Origin of the sequence: Paraburkholderia phytofirmans, assembly GCF_046028095.1 — a bacterium.
Taxonomy (GTDB): Bacteria; Pseudomonadota; Gammaproteobacteria; order Burkholderiales; family Burkholderiaceae; genus Paraburkholderia; species Paraburkholderia phytofirmans_A.
In genome coordinates this window covers 19,344-39,824 of the sequence record NZ_JAQQDJ010000014.1, presented here as the reverse complement: position 1 = coordinate 39,824, position 20,481 = coordinate 19,344, and the positions used below count along the sequence as shown (strand labels likewise).

The 20,481-nt window shown below is 65.8% G+C and carries 17 protein-coding genes; 11 read left to right on the top strand and 6 right to left on the bottom strand.

Features of this window, described 5'->3' with window-relative positions; genetic code table 11:
• Nucleotides 1–96: 96 nt before the first annotated feature.
• From PQR54_RS31295 to PQR54_RS31285, 3 genes are all read right to left on the bottom strand, one after another.
• A complete protein-coding gene (locus PQR54_RS31295) occupies nucleotides 97–1,344 on the bottom strand; it encodes a GlxA family transcriptional regulator (RefSeq protein WP_408252564.1) in 1,248 nt (415 codons plus the stop codon).
• Nucleotides 1,344–2,600, bottom strand: coding sequence for an MFS transporter (locus tag PQR54_RS31290; RefSeq protein WP_408252562.1), 1,257 nt, complete (start codon nucleotides 2,598–2,600; stop codon nucleotides 1,344–1,346). The genes PQR54_RS31295 and PQR54_RS31290 overlap by 1 nt, the downstream gene beginning before the upstream one ends.
• 116 nt (nucleotides 2,601–2,716) lie before the next feature.
• Nucleotides 2,717–2,860, bottom strand: a complete 144-nt coding sequence (locus PQR54_RS31285; RefSeq protein WP_012433925.1) for a hypothetical protein — start codon at nucleotides 2,858–2,860, stop codon at nucleotides 2,717–2,719.
• A 306-nt stretch (nucleotides 2,861–3,166) separates the two neighbouring features.
• Between PQR54_RS31285 and PQR54_RS31280 the strand changes: the two genes are divergently transcribed.
• Both PQR54_RS31280 and PQR54_RS31275 read left to right on the top strand, forming a co-directional pair.
• The gene (locus tag PQR54_RS31280) at nucleotides 3,167–3,880 is read left to right on the top strand and encodes an ArsR/SmtB family transcription factor (protein ID WP_408252561.1); all 714 of its coding nucleotides are present in this window, start codon (nucleotides 3,167–3,169) and stop codon (nucleotides 3,878–3,880) included.
• 185 nt (nucleotides 3,881–4,065) lie between these two features.
• Nucleotides 4,066–6,729: a DUF6600 domain-containing protein gene (locus PQR54_RS31275; RefSeq protein WP_408252559.1), complete on the top strand. Its 2,664-nt coding sequence runs from the start codon at nucleotides 4,066–4,068 to the stop codon at nucleotides 6,727–6,729.
• A 119-nt stretch (nucleotides 6,730–6,848) separates the two neighbouring features.
• Here PQR54_RS31275 and PQR54_RS31270 read toward each other — a convergent pair whose 3' ends face one another.
• Nucleotides 6,849–7,820, bottom strand: coding sequence for a thymidylate synthase (locus PQR54_RS31270; RefSeq protein WP_408252557.1), 972 nt, complete (start codon nucleotides 7,818–7,820; stop codon nucleotides 6,849–6,851).
• Between the two features lie 261 nt (nucleotides 7,821–8,081).
• On the bottom strand, nucleotides 8,082–9,476 hold the full coding sequence (locus PQR54_RS31265) for a sigma-54 dependent transcriptional regulator (RefSeq protein WP_106283797.1): 1,395 nt from the start codon (nucleotides 9,474–9,476) through the stop codon (nucleotides 8,082–8,084).
• 535 nt (nucleotides 9,477–10,011) lie between these two features.
• On the opposite strand from PQR54_RS31265, the gene PQR54_RS31260 reads away from it, so the two are divergent.
• The 9 genes from PQR54_RS31260 to PQR54_RS31220 all read left to right on the top strand — a co-directional run bounded on the left by PQR54_RS31260 (nucleotide 10,012) and on the right by PQR54_RS31220 (nucleotide 18,699).
• Complete coding sequence (locus PQR54_RS31260) at nucleotides 10,012–10,509, top strand: hypothetical protein (RefSeq protein WP_408252555.1); 498 nt, start codon at nucleotides 10,012–10,014, stop codon at nucleotides 10,507–10,509.
• A gap of 101 nt (nucleotides 10,510–10,610) precedes the next feature.
• Entirely contained in the window at nucleotides 10,611–11,138 is a 528-nt protein-coding gene (locus PQR54_RS31255; RefSeq protein WP_408252554.1) for a FapA family amyloid fibril periplasmic chaperone, read from the top strand.
• Nucleotides 11,135–11,770: a FapB/FapC family functional amyloid domain-containing protein gene (locus PQR54_RS31250; protein WP_408252552.1), complete on the top strand. Its 636-nt coding sequence runs from the start codon at nucleotides 11,135–11,137 to the stop codon at nucleotides 11,768–11,770. Before PQR54_RS31255 ends, PQR54_RS31250 begins: the two co-directional genes overlap by 4 nt.
• A gap of 26 nt (nucleotides 11,771–11,796) precedes the next feature.
• Complete coding sequence (locus PQR54_RS31245; RefSeq protein WP_408252550.1) at nucleotides 11,797–13,188, top strand: FapB/FapC family functional amyloid domain-containing protein; 1,392 nt, start codon at nucleotides 11,797–11,799, stop codon at nucleotides 13,186–13,188.
• Between the two features lie 96 nt (nucleotides 13,189–13,284).
• The gene (locus PQR54_RS31240) at nucleotides 13,285–13,998 is read left to right on the top strand and encodes a C39 family peptidase (RefSeq protein ID WP_408252548.1); all 714 of its coding nucleotides are present in this window, start codon (nucleotides 13,285–13,287) and stop codon (nucleotides 13,996–13,998) included.
• A 7-nt stretch (nucleotides 13,999–14,005) separates the two neighbouring features.
• Nucleotides 14,006–14,833 (top strand): peptidase C39, encoded by an 828-nt coding sequence (locus tag PQR54_RS31235; RefSeq protein ID WP_408252546.1) that lies wholly within the window; start codon nucleotides 14,006–14,008, stop codon nucleotides 14,831–14,833.
• A 101-nt stretch (nucleotides 14,834–14,934) separates the two neighbouring features.
• The gene (locus PQR54_RS31230; RefSeq protein ID WP_408252544.1) at nucleotides 14,935–16,371 is read left to right on the top strand and encodes a hypothetical protein; all 1,437 of its coding nucleotides are present in this window, start codon (nucleotides 14,935–14,937) and stop codon (nucleotides 16,369–16,371) included.
• Between the two features lie 24 nt (nucleotides 16,372–16,395).
• Nucleotides 16,396–17,964, top strand: coding sequence for a sigma-54 dependent transcriptional regulator (locus tag PQR54_RS31225; protein ID WP_408252542.1), 1,569 nt, complete (start codon nucleotides 16,396–16,398; stop codon nucleotides 17,962–17,964).
• A 234-nt stretch (nucleotides 17,965–18,198) separates the two neighbouring features.
• Entirely contained in the window at nucleotides 18,199–18,699 is a 501-nt protein-coding gene (locus tag PQR54_RS31220) for a dihydrofolate reductase (protein ID WP_106309958.1), read from the top strand.
• Between the two features lie 155 nt (nucleotides 18,700–18,854).
• Here the strand turns inward: PQR54_RS31220 and pmbA are convergent, their stop codons facing one another.
• Nucleotides 18,855–20,225 carry a metalloprotease PmbA gene (gene pmbA / locus PQR54_RS31215; protein WP_408252540.1) on the bottom strand — a complete coding sequence of 457 codons (1,371 nt, stop codon included), beginning with the start codon at nucleotides 20,223–20,225 and terminating at the stop codon, nucleotides 18,855–18,857.
• Between the last annotated feature and the right edge of the window lie 256 nt (nucleotides 20,226–20,481).

Here is a 20,481-nt window from a genome sequence, read left to right as displayed (position 1 = left end):
CCATATTGACACGTCGTGGCCGGGATGCGGCGCGCGGGAGAAGTCCGGTCGGAGCGCGGGTTTGGCTTGCGGGGAGCTTTCGCTGTAGATGCGCGTTCAACCCGCCTCGGCAACCTCTGAGGCGGCTCTGGAAACGGCCCCGTTCTGCGGCGCGGCCGCCGACATGAAGCGCTCGCGATAATCGAGCGGCAGCACGCCGAAGCGCCGCAGAAAAGCCCGCCGCAGGTTCTGTTCGCTGCCGAATCCGCAGTCGAGCGCGATCCGCTTGAGCGGCCGGCGCGATTCGGCGAGCGCGCGCGAAGCCGCTTCCAGACGCAGCGCCGAGACGGTTTTAGCCGGCGTGCGGCCGACCTCGTCGACGTAGCGCCGCGCGAACGTGCGCGGGCTCATCCGGGTTCGCTCGGCGAGCCGCTCGACCGACAGGTCATCGCGCAAATGCGCCGTCATCCAGCTATGCAGCGCCTCGAACGGCCCGTTCGCCGAGGCCTGCGCCGCCAGCGCCGCGCTGTACTGCGACTGCCCGCCCGGCCGCTTCATGAAAACCACCAGCCGCCGCGCCGCCTGCATCGCGACCGCGTGACCGACGTCCTCCTCGATCAGCGCCAGCGCCAGATCGATGCCCGCCGTCACGCCCGCCGACGTCCAGACGACGCCATCGCCTTCGTGATGCCCGGCATCGCGGATAAAGATCGGATCGGCGTCCACGTGGACCTTGGGAAACCGCTGCGCGAGGCGCGGCGCGTCGCGCCAATGCGTGGTCGCGCGGCGGCCGTCGAGCAGGCCCGCCGCCGCCAGATAGAACGCGCCGGTGCACACCGAGCACACGCGCCGCGCCCGCGGCGCATGGCGGCGGATCCAAGCGACGAGTTCCGGTTGCAGCGTGCAATGTTCGTCGACGGGGACGCCGGGAACGATCAGGGTGTCGATCGGCTGATCGTCGAGTGAATCGAGCCGTTCGGTGACGATCGGCAAGCCTGGGAAAGTCTGCAAGATGCCGCCGTCGATCGAGGCCACTGTCGTGCGGTAGGCCACGGGTTGCGGTACGCGGCCACCCGGGCTGGGCGAACTGGCGGAACTGGCCGCACTAGCCGCACTGCACGGATTAGCCGCGTCGTCCGAACTCGCCGGCTTAGCAGCACCAGTCGAATTCGCCGCACTACCCGATACGCCTGATAGGCCCGGATCGCGCGCGACTCCCGCGTCGCTGTCCACAGCTTGGGCGACTCCCGCCCCCGCCGTCGCGGCGACCGTCAACTCCGCGCGCCAGAACGCCTCCAGCGGTCCGCAGGCGTCGAGCAGCACCAGATCCGGTGCGACCGCGAAAACGATATGACGCGCCGCCATCAGGACACCTCCGCCATTAACTGCCGCTTGCGCGACCACGCGTACCCGAGCGTGGCCAGCGCCGCCGCCGCGAGCAGCGGAAATATCGCGGCATTGATCGTCGCCCAGCCGAAACGGGCCAGCAATTGACCTGCGAACAGCGAACCCAGCGCGGAAAACGCGAAGGTCGTGAACTCGCTGGTGGCCTGCGTCTTGGCCCGCTCCGACGGCCGGTACGATTGCGCGAGCAGCGTCGAGCCGCCGACGAACATGAAATTCCAGCCCACGCCGAGACAGGCGAGCGCGGCGTAGAAATGCGGCAGATCGGTCGAACGCAACGCGAGCACGCCGCACAGCGCCGACAGCACAATGCCCGCGCCGATCACCCGCAGCACGCCGAAGTGTTTGATGAGCCGCGCGGAAAACAGTGACGGCGCGAACATGCCGACAAGGTGCCACTGGATGATCTGCGCGCCGTCGCCGATCGTGTGGCCGCAGGCGACCGCGGCGATCGGCGTCGCGGTCATCACAAACATCATCACGGCGTAGCCGAGCGCGTTGTTGGCGAGCGCCGCCGCGAAGATCGGCTGCCGCACGATCTCGCCGAGCGGCCGTGCCGCCTCGTGAGTCGACGTCGTGCTCGCGATGGGCGCCGCGTCGCGATACAGCAGCGCCAGCAAGGCAATCGACAAAAGCCCGAAGCCCGTTACCAGCGCATACGAACCCGCAAATGCGACCGGCGCCAGCCAGTCCTTGCTCCATGCGGCAAGCAGCGGCCCGCAGACGGCGGCCACCACGCCGCCCGCCAGCACGGTCGAAATCGCGCGGCTTTTGTCTTCGATGCCGACCGCGTCGGCGGCGGCCAGCCGGTAATACTGCGCGAACGCCTGGAATACGCCGACCGTCGCCGTGCCGGCGCAGAAGGCCCAGAAGCTGTGATGAAAGATCGCCCACACCGAAATCGCGCCACCTAACGCGCCGACGCCCGCGCCGAGCACGAAGCCCGCGCGGCGGCCGATGCGCGCCATCAGGAACGACGCGAAGATCGTCGTCAGCGCGGCGGCGACGGTGATCAGCGAGAACGGCAGCGTGGCGAGCGCTTTGTCGTCGGCAAGCGTGTAGCCGACCAGGCCGGTGAGCGTCAGATCGATCGATACCGATGAGGTGTACAGCGCCTGACACACGGCCAGCACGCGCGCGGCGCGCCGGTCGTGTGGATCGGTGTCGCGCAGGCCGGTTGAATGGGCGGGGACGGTGGAAGCGGCGGACGGTGGCATCGATAGGTCTCAGGGCGGCGGAAGTGAGTTGACCCGATCGTCACATGAGCGCCGATGGCAGAGATGCCAATGATGCATCAATTTCTGCCATGAGTGATTAATCGCCGACAGCTCGCCTATTTGCGGACCGAGATGCCTTCGTCGATGGTGCCGTACATCGTGATGCTGCCGGTGCCCGCGCCCGATCCCGACGCCGCGCCGCCCTGCGCGCATGCACCGAGCAGCAAGGCTGCAGCAAGAACGGCAAGAAGAGTTTTCATGGCTGCGTGTTTCCTGCTAGGACAGGCTTCGATTCTAGCCTGGCGGTCTTGGGCGCCACCGAAGCGCGACATGTGTGACCAGCTCAACCCAGCGCGACCAAAGGGCAGCCTTGGCTCCCGGCAGCGGTCCCGCGCCACCAAAGCGCGCCTCGGGGGCCAACGCCCAACCCGCGACACGCTCCCCACCTGCCAGGTTTTCGTAGCTGCCGCATTCGACACTTCACGCTAAGCTGAAACATCGAATCGCGCAGCCCGATACAGTGGACTACATGGCGCGACAAAAGCGCCGCTCTCCGGAGACATCAGATGCCCGCCACCCTCGCAGACGAACAGAACCATTTCCCCGGCTTGAGCCGCATCGGCGCACTGCTCGCCGATCCCGGCCGCGCCGCCATGTTGTGGGCGCTGATGGACGGCAGCGCTCGCCCGGCCGGTGAGCTGACGATGATCGCCGGGCTCTCGCCATCGGCGGCCAGCGCCCATCTCGCGCGCCTGACCGACGGCGGCCTGCTCGCGCTTGAAGTGCGCGGCCGGCATCGCTATTTCAGGATCGCGTCGCCAGATATCGCCGCGTCGATCGAAGCGCTCGCCAACGTCGCTCAAGTCAGCGCGCCGCAGCGTCCCGTGCCGCGCCCGGTGCGCACCGTGCCGCTCGACATGCGTTACGCGCGCACCTGTTACGACCATATGGCCGGCGAATTGTCGGTGCGCGTGTTCGAGCAGCTGGTCGAACGCGGCCTGCTGACGCTGCACGGCACGTCGCTGGAAGCCACCGCCGACGGCTTCGCCCGCCTCGCCGACTGGGGCATCGACATGTCGGCCCAGAAAACCCGGCGCCGCCGCTTTGCGTGCACTTGCCCCGACTGGAGCGAGCGCCGTCCGCACCTGGGCGGCGCCCTCGGCGCGGCGCTGCTCGATTCTTGGACGTCGCACGGCTGGGTAGAGCGCACCGAGCGGCCACGAATTCTGCGCGTCACGCCGGCCGGGCATCGTCATTTCGACGCGTTTCTCGCTGCGTGACGCGCGCCTGGCTTTTGCCTGACGCGGTGCCAGGAAATCGGCGACCTGCTTACGAATCGCCTTATCGAGACCTTTTGTTACACGGTGGTGAGGCGGCCTTACAAAAGTGGGGGTCTTGAAACAAACGCCACGGGTACAGTGACTGCACGGATGCCGCACGATGCCGCGTCCGTCGGAGCTAAATCATGAGAACAGTCACCCCACACCGCTATTCGAACCGCCGGGTTATCGGCTATACGCTGATCGCAGCCGCCACCTTCCTGCTGGCAGGCCAGGCCACCTTCGCTCAGGAGATCCAGGAGCAGGAGGCGCCGCAGAGCGCCGCCGCCACGCAGAACACCGATCCGCCCGGCCGCGTCGCGCGCCTGAACTACACGGCGGGCGCCGTGACCACCGAACCGGCCGGCGCCACCGACTGGTCGTACGCGCAGATCAACCGCCCGCTCACAACCGGCGACCAGTTGTGGAACGATCAGAACGCCCGCTCCGAACTCCACATCGGTTCGACCGCGGTGCGCCTCGGGCCGTCCACCAGTCTCGATCTGCTCAATCTCGACGACAACAGCGCCCAGCTCAAAGTCGCGCAAGGCACTTTGTCGGCACGCGTGCGCGAGCTCGCGCCGGGCTCGTCCTATGAGATCGATACGCCGAATCTCGCGCTCAGCCTGGACGGTCCCGGCGACTACCGCGTCGATGTCGCGCCGGACGGCAGCAGCACCACCGTCACCGTGCGCAGCGGCGGCGCGACGGTATACGGCGACAGCGGCCAGGTGCCGGTCGCGGCCGGCCAGCAGATCCGCTTTGGCGGCACCAACCTGCAACAGGTCGCCGACAACGGCGCGCCCGGCCTCGACGCCTTCGATCAGTGGGCCGCCGACCGCGACGCAGCGGAAGACCGCTCGGTGTCGGCGCGCTACGTGTCGCGCGACATTCCCGGCTACCAGGACCTCGATGCCAACGGCACGTGGCAAAGCTCGCCGCAATACGGCGAAGTGTGGGTGCCGCGCGGCACGCCCGCCGGCTGGGCGCCCTATCACGACGGCCACTGGGTCTGGCAGGCGCCGTGGGGCTGGACCTGGGTCGACGACGCGCCGTGGGGCTTCGCGCCCTACCACTACGGCCGCTGGGCGCAGGTCGACGACACGTGGGCATGGGTGCCGGGACCGGTCGCGGTCAGCGAGCCGCCCGTCTACGCGCCGGCGCTCGTCGCTTTCGTGGGCGGCGGTGGCGGCGGCGTGAACTGGGGTGTGGATCTGGCGATCGGCGGAGCGATCGCAGCCGGCGTCGCGTGGTTCCCGCTCGGGCCAGGCGAGCCGTGGCATCCGCATTGGGGCGGTCACGATCACTGGAGTCCCGGCTATTACAACCGCGTCAACCGGACGACGATCGTCAACAACTACAACCGCAACGTGAATGTGACCAACATTCACAACACGTACATCAACTACCGCGCGCCGGGCGCCGTGACCGCAGTGCCGGCGACGGCCTTCGTGCACGGACAGCCGGTCGGGCGTTTTGCCCAGAAGGTCGATCCGCGGCAATGGCGCAACGCGCAGATCAACCCGGGCGGCCCGGGCATCGCGCCGGTGCGGGAGAGTTTCGGGCCGGGCCAGCGCAATGCGAATTACCGGCCGCCGGCGGCGGTGATGGCGCGTCCGGTGGTGGCGACGCGTAGTCCGGCGATGCCGGCGGCCTACCACGACAGCCTCGCGCAGCGTTTCGCGCAAAGCGGCGGACGGGTGCCGGGCGGCGGTCAGCCGATCGTGCGGACCTCGGTGCCGGCGCACATGGCGGGTGGACCGAGTGCGCTGCCGGTGCAGAACGTGCGGGTCGTGCAATCGCATATCGCCGGACGTGCGCCGGGCATGGCTGCGGGCGCGCCGGGTGGTCCGAATGGGATGCAGCAGCGGCCGGGCGAAGCACCTCGCGGTGGAGAGCAGCAAGCGCGTCCGGGGATGCCGCCGGGTGCGCCGGGTGGAGGTGGCGCTATGCAACAGCAAGCCGCTCAGCGGCCGGGTGAAGCAGCGCATGGCGGCGAACCGCAAGCGCGGCCGGGCATGCCGCCGCAGATGGCCAACCAGCGGCCGCAGCTTGGCGAGTCGGGACATCCGTCGAACGGTGTGCCGCGTCCGCCGCAAGCGATCGGCGGCAATCAGGCGGGGTTTGCACAGCAGCAGCAGCGGGGATTGCCGCAGCAGGCGGGTCAGCAGCCGGGCGTGAACCCGGCTTTTAACGGGCGTCGCGAGCCCGCCTGGACTCAGCCGCATACGCCGATGGCGCAGCAAGCCCAACAGCATGGCGCTCCGCAGCCGCAGGCCGGACGACTGGCGTTCGCGCAACAGCCCGGCGTGCAGCAAAACGGCGCGGCGCGTCCCGGGGAGAATCCGGCGGCCCAGCAGCAACAGCAGCAGGTGCGTCAGCCGGAAAATCGGCCGCAACCGCAACCGCAACCACAGCCGCCGCAGCAGCAGGCCCAACTGCAGCGTCAGCCCGAGCCGCAGGCGCCGCGTCCGGCAGAAACCCAGGCGCAGCAACAGCCGCGTCAGGAATATCATCCGCAGCCCGTGCAGCAGCCTCGCCAGGAACCGCGTCCGGAGCCGCGTCAGCAGCAGGCGCAGCAGCAACCTCGGCCGGAGTTTCATCCGCAGCCGCAGCCTCAACCTCAACAGCAGCCGCGCCAGCAGCAGGTGCAACAACAGCCCCGGCCGGAGTTTCATCCGCAGCCGCAACAGCAGCCGCACCAGGAACCGCGTCCGCAGCAGGCGCAGCAGCCGCGTCCTCAGGCACAGCCACAGCACGGCGACCAGCATTCGGGCGGCGGCAACCACGACGAGCATCGCAAAGGCTGAACGCCTCCCGCCTGCGAGTCGGCAGAGAGCGTAAAAAAACCGCCGCGATTCGCATCGCGGCGGTTTTTCTTTATGCGAATGGGCCGCTTATCGACCCCGCTTACCGAACCGGCAGACGATCAAACGGCCATCGGCGCCGTAAGCGGCTCGTGATGCCGGTAGCCGACCAGCGAGAAATCCGACGGCTCGATCTTTTCAAGCCATTCCGGCTCGTACACACCGGTTTTCGCATACTCCGGCACGCGCTCCGAGATCGCGAAGGCCGGGCTTTCGTACGGCTCGCGCTTGAGCTGCTGCTGCAACATGTCGAGCTGGTTCTCGTAGATGTGCGCGTCGCCGATGAAATAGGTGAACCAGCGCGGCGTGTAACCCGTCAGCCGACCGACCAGATGCAGCAATGCCGCGCCTTCGGTCAGATTGAACGGCGTGCCGAGCCCGATGTCGTTACTGCGAATGTACAGGCACAGCGAAATCTCCCTGGTCACGACATTCGGCAGAAACTGATACAGCAGATGGCAAGCCGGCAAGGCGATCTGATCCAGCACCGCCGGGTTCCACGCATGAAACAAAATGCGCCGGTCCGCGGGGTTCTGCATGATCGTGTCGAGACACTGGCGCAGCTGGTCGATCGCCTTGTACAGCAGGATTTTGTTGCGGCCGTCTTCCTCGAATTCGGTCACCACCTGGAAACCGCGCGCGGTCGCGTCGGCCAGCTGCGCGCCCGCGTCCGCATCCAGCACCTTGTAGGCCGGCCACTGGCGCCACTGCACGCCGTACACGTCGCCGAGATCGTCCGGACCCTGCCGATAGGGATTGGCGAGCCATTGCGGATTCTGGTTGGCATTCGCGTCCCACACCTTGCAGCCGAGATCGCGGAAATCCGCCGCGCTGCGCGAAGCGCGCAGGAACCCGACCAGTTCGCCCACTGCCGATTTGAACGCCAGCTTTTTCGTGGTGACCGCGGGAAAACCTTGCTGAAGGTCGAAGCGCAACATTGCGCCCGGCATGCTGATGGTGCGGATGCCAGTGCGGTTCTCCTGCCACGTGCCGGTATCGAGAATCGTGCGGACGAGGTCGAGGTATTGTTTCATTCGGGTTCCTTCGACGAGACGCTGACCGGGTCGATCCGGGCGTCACGGAGATTGAGCGGAAAACCCGATTTTAACAAGCGCGGCCGGACGACGCCCGGGCGTGACGCGCGGCATCGAAAATATCGAGAGAAAGGTGAGCCGAGGTGGTGCGAGATTGGCGCGAGCGCACGGCGTGAAACCGGTCGCAGAATCGCTCGATATGCTGAAGATTCTGCTGAAATCGTTACCGGCCCACGAGACCCGCGAGGCCCGTCAAACGATTTACAGATGCGGCACCGAAGCCGGCAATTCGCCGTGCGGCGTAGCGAGCGGCTCGCCTTCCATATGGCGCATGCCATGCGAGCACAACAGCCGGTATAACGTGACGCGCGAAATGCCGAGTTCCTGGGCGGCGTCGCCGAGACGCCCGCGGTGACGCAACAGCGCCAGCTCGATCGCCTGACGTTCGGCCGCTTCACGCGCCTGCGCGAGCGACACCGGCACGATCTCGACGTATTCGGCGAGCTCGAGATCACGCGCCGTGATCGCGCGCCCTTCCGACATCACGATCGCGCGCCGCACGCGGTTGATCAGCTCGCGCACATTGCCCGGCCAGCCGTAGTTATGCAGCGCCGCGATCGCGTCCGGCGCGAAGCCGCGCAAGCGGCGGCTTGCATCTTTCTTGAAACGTTCCAGCATGTGACGCGCGAGCAGTTCGATATCCTTACCGCGCGCGCGCAGCGGCGGTTCATCGATCTGCAATACGCACAAACGGTGGTAGAGGTCGGAGCGGAACCGACCTTCGATCATCGCCGCGGTCATATCCACGTGCGTGGCCGAGATGATGCGCACGTCGACGTCGATCGCGCCGTGCCCACCGAGGCGCTCCACCTTGCGCTCCTGCAGGAAGCGCAGCAGGCTCGCCTGGCTTTCGAGCGGCAGGTCGCCGATTTCGTCGAGAAAGAGGGTGCCGCCGTTCGCCGCTTCCACCCGGCCGATCTTGCGCTGATTGGCGCCGGTGAACGCGCCGCGTTCATAGCCGAATAGTTCGGATTGCAATAGATGCGGCGGTATCGCGCCGCAATTGATCGGCACGAAAGGCGCATTGCGCCGCGCCGAGCGTTCGTGAATGGCGACCGCCGTCAGTTCCTTGCCCGTGCCCGATTCGCCCGAGATGAAAACCGGCGCGTCGGTCATCGCCACTTTGCGGATCGAACGGAACAGCGCGAGCATGGCGTCGCACGAGCCGACCATCTCGCCTTCGGCGCCTTGCGATGCATCGTTGGAAGCCGTTTCGCCGAGCGAAATCATGCCGTACGCATGACCTACGGAATCGACGATCCTGTCGCCCGAATACGGCACCGTGACGTAGTCGAAACAGTAGTCGCGCACGAGCCGGCGCAACGCGGCGTCTTGCAGTTGTCCCGGCATGGTGGCCGCGACCCAGCCGACGTTCGGCATGGTCAGGCAGGATTCGAAGGCGGCGATTTCGTGTGGCTGAAATTCGCTAGACAGATCCAGCAGGCCGCCAGCCGCCATTCCGGCGCGAACGGCCCGACGCACGTCGCGCGCCGACCCCACGACTTCGACATGCCAGCCGCGCTGGTGAAACCGAGTATTCAGCTCCGCGCTCGGATCGCGCGAAACGTAAATCAGTTGCCGCGTTGCGGGTTCCATTATTCAGATCCTCTCGTCAACGAACGTTAAGGATGACGCACGCACCTGAAACAAGTTCAGACACGCTGACTCATTCGGGATTCGCGATATAGCAAAAACCGAACGGCCATTCCATTCCGTGCGGACAGCTGATCCCCAAGAAAGCGGCGTGTGTGTTTGAGACGGCCCGTTAGCGGGCTTTTTTAAATCTGAAGCTCTTTTTCGAGAGCTTACTATACGCGCGCCGCTTGGAAAACAATTATGCGAATTTAATCGCTAACACCTTACCCAGCGCGGTTCCGCGGGCGATAAACAGTTATTCAGCCGACGAATAAAACATTAGTGGAAGCGCTTTTCCTGGGTGTAGACCCAAGGTAGTTCGTACCGCCCGAATTAACGAATTACAGGTATTTCCTGCTCGCCGTTTCAGCATTGAAACGTTTTTGTCCGATTTCTCAATTGCAACTCCCACGTTTTGACTCGCATCCTGATCCATCAATGGATTGCGAGCGATGGCACACGTTTCGCTAAATGCCGTGCACCAAGGAGACACATCATGCGACTCGCTTTCCGCATCGATCTGGGCAGCATTGCACCATGCGCGGCACTTTGCACCGCAATCGCGCTGATCATGCTGCCCATTGGCGCCAACGCACAGGCGGCCGGACAGGCTCCGTCCGCCACGCTGACGGAATCCGCCGATGCAGACTCCGCCACCTTCCCGAACGCCTCGCTCGCCACACTCGCCCCATCCGATACGACGACGCGCGCCGCCACCCTGTTCTCCCAGCTTGCCGCCAACGTGCTGAGCATTCCGGCCGATGGTGCATCCGTGAACGATTTTTCGCTCGACGACCAGGTGCTCTCGCGGCAACGCGGCGGCGCGGTGGGCATGGTGATGGTGGCCGCGACGCCGCAACTCATGCGCGGCAACGGCGGCAGCGGCAACAACGTGACGCTGTGGGACGAGATCGCCCCGCCCTCGCCTTTACCGATTCCGATCGACGCGGCACGCGCCGCCCAGGGCAACGTCGCCAACTACCAAAGAAAGTAGCCAAAGAAATTAGCCGAGCAGATTAGCAAAGCAAACAGGGGTGGCGGTGCGGCGAATGCACCGCCCGCAGGCAAGACAACAAGACATAAGCAAGGACCGACATGACTGCCTCAAACCGGACGCCGCGCGCACGCTGGTCGCGGGCGTCCTCGCTCACCTCGTTGCCGGCGGCGCTGGCAAGCGTCCTGGTTCTGCTCAGCGCCTCGTTTGCCATCGACGCCATGGCGCAGCAGGCCGTCAATCCTGGCGACATCATCGTCGAGCGCACGGTCACCCCGCGCGACGCCTTCGTGCCGGTGCCGAGAAGTCAGGACCCGGTCGCTGTGCGCGCCACCACTTTCCCGGCTAACTCGTTCAATCCGGCCGTCGCCCAGATCGTGGGCGATACCGATCTGACGAATGCGCACGGGTCGAGCGGCGTGGCGGACGGCGGCGTGCTCGGCGGCACCGGGATGCAGGCGGTCACCCAGATCCTCAGCGGCAAGGCGACCGGCAACAACGTGGCGCTCAATTCCGGCGGCATCGGTCTGCCGGCGCCTGGCATCGGCGGGACCATCACCTCCACGGTGACGGGCTCGCTGGCGCCGCTGTCGAATGCGCTCACCGGCGCGCTTGGAGGAATGAAATGAGCCCGCTCGTGCATCCCCTCAAGCTTCGGACGCTGCAGGCGGCGCTGTTCGCCTGCCTGGGCGCCGCTCTCGTGGCGAACCACGCCCACGCGCAATCGGTGCCGACGATCGGCGCCACCTCGACCATTGCGAACGGCGCGGCGGCCGGCGTGACGGGCGCGTTCGCCGTCAACGAAACGGCGGGCCTGAACAACGCGCAAGCCAATCAGATCACGGTGTCGAACGGCGGCGTGGCCGGCAACGACAACGCCAGCGTGCAAAGCGCCGCCGTGGCCGCGAAGGTCACGAACGCGCGGGCGTCGATCGAAGCCAATGCTTTTTCGAATTCATCCGGTGCGGTGCTGGTGAACCAGTCCGCCGGAGCAGGAAATCTGCAGCGCAACAGCACCCAATTGGGCACTGCTGCGCTCAGAGTCGAGACCGTCGCGGATGGGGAGCTATCCGCGACGGCCGCGAAAAACGGAGGTCTGGGGCAATCAGTGGGGATTCACAGCGTACGCGAAGCAACGATTTCAGATGGTGCCTTCAAGAACATCAGCGGGATCGTGCAGATCAACCAGACGGCCGGCGCCGGTAATGCCACGGCGAACAGTTTTGTGCTCCGTCCCCCGGCGGGCACTTTTTTTAACTGACCAAACTTAAAGTATCGGAGCGAATCATGAAGCGCACTCTTATTGCCGCAGCCGTTCTCGTTGCCGCATCCGGCAGCGCGTTTGCCGCACCGCAAAAGGCCTATCTGTTCAATGCGACGCTGGTCGGCGAAGCGGTCGGCATCGAAGGTCTGGTCGGCCTGTATGGTTGCGTCCACGTGTCCAGCACGGCCGGCGCGGTCGTCAACAACAACCAGTCGGTCAACGTCAACGCGACGCTCAACCCGCAATCGCAGAGCTACACGACCGGCCGTGTGACGACCACGTACAACAACAATAGCTCGTCGATCAAGGGCGGCGGTTCGGTGTTCGCCGTGGCATCGCAAAGCCACTCGACTTCGTCATCGGGCGCGCAGGGCTATCAGGCATCGGGCGGCTACGTGTATGGCAGCCAGAGCAGCTCGGTCGCGGGCGGCGGCTATCAGACCAGCCAGCAGGCAGCGGCGATCACCGGCGGCTTCACGCACACCAGCCAGAATTCCGGCGGCCATATCGCAGCCGGCGGCTCGATCGGCGGCAACTACAACTATTCGGGCATCAACACGCCGTTCGGCGGCGGCGGCCAGTTCCACGCGGCCGGCGGCCTGCAGGCCGGCTACCGGGAATCGAGCTACGCCAACACGTCGGGCGTGGCCGGCGGCTTCGAAGCATCGGAAGCATCCGGACAGGGCAAGGTGTGGGGCTACAAGGCCAGCGAAGGTTCGGGCTTCGCGGCGGTCGGCGAACAATCGTCCGGCTACACGAGGAGCCGGACCTCGTCCACCGACGCTTATGCCGCCGCATTCGGCGTCGACGCAAGCCTCACCACGACCGACGTGACGACCCGTGGCTCGGTGACGCAGCACATCAACACGCAAGCGGCCGGCACGCTGAACGCCACCACCGGCACCAACGCGGCGAACGGCGTCTCGGGCAACCTCGGCATCAACATCGCGGAAGGTATCGGCAACGCCCAAAGCAATGACGTGTCGCTCGCCTCAGTCGACATCGGCAACGTGTTCGGCAATGCGCAGATCTTCAGCACGCAATCGTCGAGCGGCAACGCCCGGATCAACAACTTCAATCTGAATGCGTCGATCGGGGACGGCTCGCTGTCGAATGTGACGGGCAACGTCGGGGTGAACGTCGCCTCGGGTATCGGCAACGTGCAGAACAACAGCCTCGCCGGCGCCGTGACGACGACCAAGCCGGGCAACGCGCTGACCACGGCGATGGTCGCCACGGACGACAACTCGCAAACCGCCGGCATGACGGTCACGGGTCAATTCCAGGGCACCGCGATGCTGGGTTCCAACGCGCTCGCCAACGCGTCCGGCAACATCGGCGTGAATATCGCCGGCGGCGCGGGCAACCTGCAGCACAACGGCCTCGCGATCGCTGCGCTGAACAGCGGCCACTAAGCCGGCGACAGGCACAAGAAAGAAGCCAGCAAGTAGTTGGGGGGACGCGCCGGCAGCCATCGCAGCGGCCGGCGCGTATAGAAGGGGGAGACCAGCATGTTGGGGTTCCGGAGGTACCCGGCGCTACGGTTCGCCGTAGCGCTGGCCAGCTGCACCCTGTGCGTGGGCCAGAGTTACGCGCAGGCGAGCATCGACACGTCCACGCTGGCGGGCGTTCCGTTGAAAAAGACGGTGCGCTCGATGAAGGACATCCGCTACAGCCACATCGTCAATCAGCAGTTCGACTACAGCTGCGGTGCGGCGGCGCTGGCTACGCTCCTCAAATACGGCTATGGCATCGATATTCCGGAAACCGAACTGATCCGCCGGATGATGGTGTTCTCCACGCCCGAAGTCGTTGTCAAGAATGGCTTCTCCATGCTCGACATGAAGAAATTCGTCGAGACCATCGGTTTGCGCGGCCGCGGCTTCCGGGTCAACGCCGACGCGCTCCAGCATTTGCAGATTCCCGTGATGGTTCTGATGAACATCGACGGGTACGAGCATTTCGTGATCGTCAAGCATGCGCAGGATGGCCGCGTGTTCATCGCGGATCCTGCCCTCGGCAATCGCATCGTGCTCGAAGAGGACTTCATGCGGACCTGGAACGGTCTGGTATTCGCGGTCCTCGGCAAACCCTTCAGGGAGGATTCCCCGCTCTTGCAGGACAACGAGTCGCTCGCGCTCAAGCTGCGCGCCAGCGCGCTGGCCAACGGCACCGCTGCGACTCCCTTCGTCGAGTACGGCTTGATCAAGGCAGACCTGTTCTGAACCAACCATGAAGCAACACCTCACCCAGCTCGGGCTCGCGATCTGCACCATGATGTGCGGCCTGAGCGGAACCAGCGGCAGCGCCCAGGCGGCATCGGGCTCCGGCTCGCCGCAGTTGCCTGAATTTATCGCTTCTCATGACAGCGGTTCCGCCGCCGTCAAGGTGCAGATGGTGGACGACGACGTCCTCGCCGGACAGACCGGCAAATATGCCGGCGCTACGATGATCTCCGGCTTCGTTCTGAACATCATCTCGCAATGGCAACTGCCCAACGGCGTGACCGCCGTCGCCCAGGGCACGCTCGGCGCGGCCCAGAACGCGCTCGGCCAGGTGACGACGTCCGTCAGCACGCTCGCGAGCGTGACCGGCGGCGGCCCCGGCAGCCACACCAATGCCGCCAACTCCGGGGCCAATCCCAACGCTTACGTCAACGGCGGCCAGAGCATCACGGTCAACGGTGTTTCACAAGTGACACAGGTGGCGGGCGACCGTAACAGCGGCGCCAATTCCGCTCTCATCGATTTCAACAACAACGCCGCGGCGCTCGCGGGCACCGCCAATGCCCCGTCAGCCGCGGCCAGCAATTCGACCGGCTCCGTCAAAGCCGGCATCTCGTTCGGCAGCAACGGCATCAGTGTCGCGCTGCAGACGCCGGCTGGGCTCGCCACCCAGACGGTCACACCGGGCAACGGGCAAATCGCCCAGTTGCTGCAGATTGCAGGCAATAACCAGCAAGTCGTCAACGCATTGCAGCTGCATTTGCAAACTCAGCCAATGTCGGCCTCGATGATCCGCCAGTTAGGCGTACTACAAGCGCTGCAAAACAGGAGGTGAGCACGCGGGCCGCCACCCGCCGACCGTAGCAAGGCAGTACACGTCAGGCCGCGCATCGTCAGGACCGGGGGTACGCGGCCCGAACACCGGGGGAACACAAAATGAACAGTCTTTCGTCGAAGAAGGTGCCGCGCATGGCACTGGCGGCCATTCCGGCCGCCGTCATGCTATTCGCACTTTCGCAAGGGGCGGGCGCCCAGGCGCTCGCTGGACAATCGGTCGAAGAACGTTTGAATACGTTGATGCGGGTCGTCGACGAGCAACAGCGGCAAATTCATTCACTCGAGCGCCAGGTGACCAATCTGGAGATGGCGCAACGCGGCCGCGGCGTACCGGGCGCCGGCGCGCCGGCCGGCAGCGACACCGTGGCTGAACAGCCCGGCGCCGACGGCTTGCCGGTGCCGCTGCCGCCGCTCGCCCAGGTCAGCCCCGGCGCCCCCGCGACCGGCGGCAACACGGGCACGGCGACCGGCGTGCCCGTCTATCCGCCGACGCCCGCAGGCAGCAGCGCAGGCGGCCTGCCGCCGGCGAGCGACGGCAGCGGCGCCATCGGCCAGACGCAGAAAGCGGCCGAGCCTGTGCGCACGCAGGCCGAAGAAGCGGTCGTGCAGCGCGAGCACGCCCCACTCTTCGACCACAAGCTGACGATGGACTGGGGCATCAGCGACACCTACTACGATCGCCGTCAGCTGCAGCTGTCGGGCTTCCTCGCGCTCGACGCGATTTTCCTCGGCAACATCAATCTGGGCGAGACCAAGTCGCACCAGCTGATGGCGGATCTCGATACGCGCTACGGCCTGACCGACCGCATGAGTGTCGACGTCGACGTGCCGTACATCTACCGGCATAGCAACTTCATTGTGGGCGGCGCGGGCGGCGCGGCGAGCACGATGTCGGATGCATCGGTGAATAGCAGCAATATCGGCGACGTCAACTTCGGCATCTACTACCAGTTTCTGAAGGAGACCAACAGCCTGCCGGACGTGGTCGGCAGCCTGCGCATCAAGGCGCCGACCGGCACCTCGCCGTTCGGCGAGAAGCTGGTGCAGCTGGACGCCAACAACACCAATCTGGTGGCGCCGGGCAAGCTGCCCACCGGCACGGGCTTCTGGAACATCACGGCGGGCGTCTCGCTGTTGAAGACCTACGACCCGGTGGTGCTGTTCGGCAGCCTCTCTTACACCTACAACGTCGCGCGCTCGTTCGCGGACATCTCGTCGGTGCAGGGGCAAACCCAGCCGGCGACGGTCAAGCTCGGCGACATCGTGCAGTTCGGCGGCGGCGTGGCGCTCGCATTCTCCGACAAGGACTCGGCCAGCATCTCGTACACGATGGCGCTCGCACCCGAATCGAAGACGCGCGCCCCCGGCGGCTCATACGAAAAAGTGCCGGGCAGCGAGACGACGGCCGCGGCGCTGAATTTTGGCCTGAACCACGTCGTGAACAAGCACCTGACCATCAACGGCTCGGTCTCGGTCGGCTTGACGCCCGACGCGCCGAACTTCGTGGTCGGCATGCGGTTTCCCTACACATTCTGACGTGTCAACGAAACGAGGTCGAACGTGCGTGAATCACCTCAACTGACCAGTGTTGCTCCGGCCGCCGGAGCGGGATCGGGCGCGCAGCGGGCACGGGCGCTGCCGAACGAGATGGCGGCGCGCTGTCCCGTCGATGTCGCGACAGGCCGGCCTGCGGCGGTGGTGGCGACGATCGGCGGCGCGGCGCCGTTGGCCGCGGTGGCCAACGCCGGCGTCGAGCGCCTGCTGCTGTACGTGGCGCGCACGCCGGACGACACGCTGATCGCGCATCTGAAAAGCCGCGGTTGGCACGTCCTGGCGGCGCGTTCGGCGCATGAGCTCGGCCGGCTGGTGAAACCCGATGTGGCTTGCGCCGGCATCGTCGATCTGGCGAGCTTTCCGCCGCGCGACCTCGCCGGACTCGAAGCGAGCCTGCGCCAGCAGCAGGTCGGCTGGATCGCGCTCGCCACCAGTGAACGGCTCAACGATCCGGTGGTACGGCGCCTCGTGCGCCACTACTGTTTCGACTTCGTCAAGGTGCCGGTGGCCAACGCCACGGTCGACTATCTGGTCGGCCACGCATACGGCATGGTGACGCTGTGCGATCCCGAAGCCGCGCCGCCCGTGAGCGAGTCGGGCGACGAAGAAATGGTCGGCACCTGCGAAGCCATGCAGCAGCTCTTTCGTACCATCCGTAAAGTGGCGAACACCGACGCGAGCGTGTTCATCTCGGGCGAGTCGGGCACCGGCAAGGAGCTGACCGCGCTCGCTATTCACGAGCGTTCGCCGCGCCGCAAAGCGCCGTTCATCGCGATCAATTGCGGCGCGATTCCGCACCATCTGCTGCAATCCGAACTGTTCGGCTATGAGCGCGGCGCATTTACCGGCGCGAATCAGCGCAAGATCGGCCGCGTCGAGGCTGCAGACGGCGGCACGCTGCTGCTCGACGAAATCGGCGACCTGCCGCTCGAAAGCCAGGCGAGCCTGCTGCGCTTTTTGCAGGAAGGCAAGATCGAGCGGCTCGGCGGACGCGAATCGATTCCGGTCGACGTGCGGATCATTTCCGCCACCCACGTCGACCTGGAAGGCGCGATGCGCGACGGCCAGTTCCGCGCCGACCTGTTTCACCGGCTCTGCGTGCTGCGGGTGGACGAACCGCCGCTGCGCGCGCGCGGCAAGGACATCGAAATTCTCGCGCAGCACATCCTGCACAAGTTCAAGACCGACAGCGCGCGCAAGATCCGCGGCTTCACGCCGTCGGCGATCGAGGCGCTCTACAACTACAACTGGCCCGGCAACGTCCGCGAGCTGATCAACCGGGTGCGGCGCGCGATCGTGATGGCGGAGAACAAGCTGATTTCCGCCGACGACCTCGATCTCGCGCACTTCACCGAGCAGCAGACCATGACGCTCACGCAAGCGCGCGAGGCTGCCGAGAAGCGCGCGATCGAAGCGGCGCTGCTGCGGCATCGTCATCGGCTGAACGAGGCGGCGGTGGATCTGAATATTTCGCGTGTGACGCTGTATCGGCTGATGGGTCAGCATGGGTTGCGCGAATTGAGCGCTAGCGACGAGAAAGCGGCGCTCGGCGCGGATGATGGCGCTCAGGAATGAGGTGGCGCGGGCTGGATCCGGTCGGTGGCGTTTCGTGAAGCTGCATGACACCGCGTGAAGTTGCGTGAAGCTGCGTCGCCGCGTGGTCAGGCAGCCGCATCCCCCTTGCGGCGAGCGCGTGGCTTGCCGGGCGCGTCCCGGCCGACTGCACGGCCGCCGTGCCGAAACCCGCCGCCGCGGCCCGGACCCGCACGTCAGGTAGAATCAGTCCGGTTACGTTCCCCTTTCCATTCGATGACGACGCTCACCCTGATCGTCGCTCGCGCCAATAATGGCGTGATCGGCCGCGACAACCAGTTGCCCTGGCGACTTCCTGAAGACCTCGCGTTCTTCAAGCGCACCACCATGGGCGCGCCCATCATCATGGGACGCAAGACGCACGAGTCGATCGGCCGGCCGTTGCCGGGACGCCGCAACATCGTCGTGACACGGGACGCCACGCGGCGTTTCCAGGGCTGCGACGCGGCCACCACGCTCGAAGACGCGCTCAAGCTCGCCGCTCAGGATCAGGCGCCGGAAGCGTTTCTGATCGGCGGCGCGCAGTTGTACGCGGAAGGTTTGCGGCAGGCGGACAAGCTGATCATCACCGAGATTTCCGCCGACTTCGAAGGCGACGCCACTTTTCCCGCGCTCGATGAAAACGAGTGGGAAGAAGTCGCGCATGAAACGCATCGCGCGGATGCGCCGAACGATTTCGACTACGCGTTCGTGACGTATAAGCGCAAAGGCGCTTGAAGGTTTTTTTGGCTTGAGACGTTAGCGCCGCGCGCAAAGCAAACGGTCGGCGCTGGCGCCCGATCATGCATAAAAAAACGCCACGCAGTGACTTGCGTGGCGTTCTGCTTTTTACGGGCCAACTGAAAACGCGGCCCGGCAGCGGCTAAACCCGCTTACTGCCCCGCGATCGTCATCCGTTCGATCAGCACCGAGCCGGTCTGCTTGGTGCCGCGCGTGATCGTATCCGCGCCGATCGCAACGATGTGGTGGAACATCTCCTGCAGCGTGCTCGCCACCGTGATCTCCTCGACCGGATACTGGATCTTGCCGTTCTCGACCCAGAAGCCCGACGCGCCGCGCGAGTAGTCGCCCGTCACGTAGTTCACGCCCTGCCCCATCAGTTCGGTCAGCAGCAGACCCGTGCCGAGCTTGCGCAGCATCTCTTCGAAGTCGTCTTCGGGACGCGTGTTCGAGCTGCGCAGCGACAGGTTGTGCGAGCCGCCGGCATTGCCGGTGGTCTGCATGCCGAGCTTGCGCGCCGAGTACGTGGACAGGAAATAGCCTTCCACCACGCCGTCTTTCACCACCGAACGCTGTTTGGTGCGCACGCCCTCTTCGTCGAACGGCGCGCTGCCCATGGCGCGAGGGACATGCGGGTCCTCGACCACTTGCACGTGCGGCGCGAACACCGGCTTGCCGAGGCTGTCGACGAGGAACGAGGTCTTGCGATACAGCGCGCCGCCGCTCGTGGCCTGCACGAACGCGCCGAGGATGCCCGCGGCGAGCGGCGCTTCGAACAGCACCGGCACCTTGCGCGTATCCAGACCGCGCGCGCCGATACGCGCCAGCGCGCGTTGCGCCGCGTAACGGCCGACTGCTTCCGGATCGGCCAGTTCTTCCGCGCTGCGGGTGGACGTGTACCAGTCGTCGCGCTGCATGTTGCGGGCGCTGCCGGCGATCGGCGCGCACGCGATGTAGTGACGCGAGTACGGATAGCCCGCCAGGAAGCCGCGCGAGGTGGCCAGCACGAACTGCGAGTGCTGCGCCGAGACGCTCGCGCCTTCCGAATTCTTGATCTGCGGATCGGTCGCGAATGCGGCGTCTTCCGCGCGGCGGGCGATTTCCACCGCTTCGTCGGCGGACAGATTCCACGGGTGATAGAGATCGAGGTCGCGCGGCGCCGTTTCCAGCAGCTCGGCTTCGGCGAGGCCCGCGCAATCGTCTTCCGCCGTGAAGCGGGCGATGTTATAGGCCGCCGCGACCGTATCCTTCAAAGCCTGCGAAGAAAAGTCCGAAGTGCTCGCATTGCCGCGCTTGTTGCCGATGAACACCGTCACGCCGACCATCTTGTCGCGGTTGTGCTCGATCGTCTCGACTTCGCCGCGCCGCACGGAGACGGACAAGCCGTCGCCTTCGGAAATCTCGGTCGCCGCGTCGGTTCCGCCGAGCGACTTCGCGTGACGAAGGATGTCCGAGGCGATTTCCTTCAGCTCATCCTGGGTATGCGGAAAAAAGCGCTGCTTGACGTCCATGTCTGCTGCCATTGTCGTTGCCGTCCTGTTCGGGGCCGAGCGGCCCTGGGTGGGTTCGCTATGTTCGCTGTATTCGCTGAGTTCGCACCGGTCACGCGCATGCCTGACGCCTGCGTGCACGAGCGCGTCTGCGCGTGTGTCCGGCGCGTGTGTCGGGTGACGTATCCCGCGATCATAGCAAGGTACGCGACGCCGTACCTGGCATTCGCTGCGCCTCGCGTCACGTCGACCGGGCGCCGCCTGAGGCGCCGCATTGTCATCGCTTCGC

Bases quoted from the DNA above. Each gene is read 5' to 3' on its own strand.
- PQR54_RS31280 (WP_408252561.1), top strand. From the start codon at position 3,167: ATGCCCGCCACCCTCGCAGACGAACAGAACCATTTCCCCGGCTTGAGC.
- PQR54_RS31260 (WP_408252555.1), top strand. From the start codon at position 10,012: ATGCGACTCGCTTTCCGCATCGATCTGGGCAGCATTGCACCATGCGCG.
- PQR54_RS31275 (WP_408252559.1), top strand. From the start codon at position 4,066: ATGAGAACAGTCACCCCACACCGCTATTCGAACCGCCGGGTTATCGGC.
- pmbA (WP_408252540.1), bottom strand. From the start codon at position 20,225: ATGGCAGCAGACATGGACGTCAAGCAGCGCTTTTTTCCGCATACCCAG.
- PQR54_RS31230 (WP_408252544.1), top strand. From the start codon at position 14,935: ATGAACAGTCTTTCGTCGAAGAAGGTGCCGCGCATGGCACTGGCGGCC.
- PQR54_RS31270 (WP_408252557.1), bottom strand. From the start codon at position 7,820: ATGAAACAATACCTCGACCTCGTCCGCACGATTCTCGATACCGGCACG.
- PQR54_RS31290 (WP_408252562.1), bottom strand. From the start codon at position 2,600: ATGCCACCGTCCGCCGCTTCCACCGTCCCCGCCCATTCAACCGGCCTG.
- PQR54_RS31235 (WP_408252546.1), top strand. From the start codon at position 14,006: ATGAAGCAACACCTCACCCAGCTCGGGCTCGCGATCTGCACCATGATG.
- PQR54_RS31250 (WP_408252552.1), top strand. From the start codon at position 11,135: ATGAGCCCGCTCGTGCATCCCCTCAAGCTTCGGACGCTGCAGGCGGCG.
- PQR54_RS31220 (WP_106309958.1), top strand. From the start codon at position 18,199: ATGACGACGCTCACCCTGATCGTCGCTCGCGCCAATAATGGCGTGATC.
- PQR54_RS31285 (WP_012433925.1), bottom strand. From the start codon at position 2,860: ATGAAAACTCTTCTTGCCGTTCTTGCTGCAGCCTTGCTGCTCGGTGCA.
- PQR54_RS31245 (WP_408252550.1), top strand. From the start codon at position 11,797: ATGAAGCGCACTCTTATTGCCGCAGCCGTTCTCGTTGCCGCATCCGGC.
- PQR54_RS31255 (WP_408252554.1), top strand. From the start codon at position 10,611: ATGACTGCCTCAAACCGGACGCCGCGCGCACGCTGGTCGCGGGCGTCC.
- PQR54_RS31240 (WP_408252548.1), top strand. From the start codon at position 13,285: ATGTTGGGGTTCCGGAGGTACCCGGCGCTACGGTTCGCCGTAGCGCTG.
- PQR54_RS31295 (WP_408252564.1), bottom strand. From the start codon at position 1,344: ATGGCGGCGCGTCATATCGTTTTCGCGGTCGCACCGGATCTGGTGCTG.
- PQR54_RS31265 (WP_106283797.1), bottom strand. From the start codon at position 9,476: ATGGAACCCGCAACGCGGCAACTGATTTACGTTTCGCGCGATCCGAGC.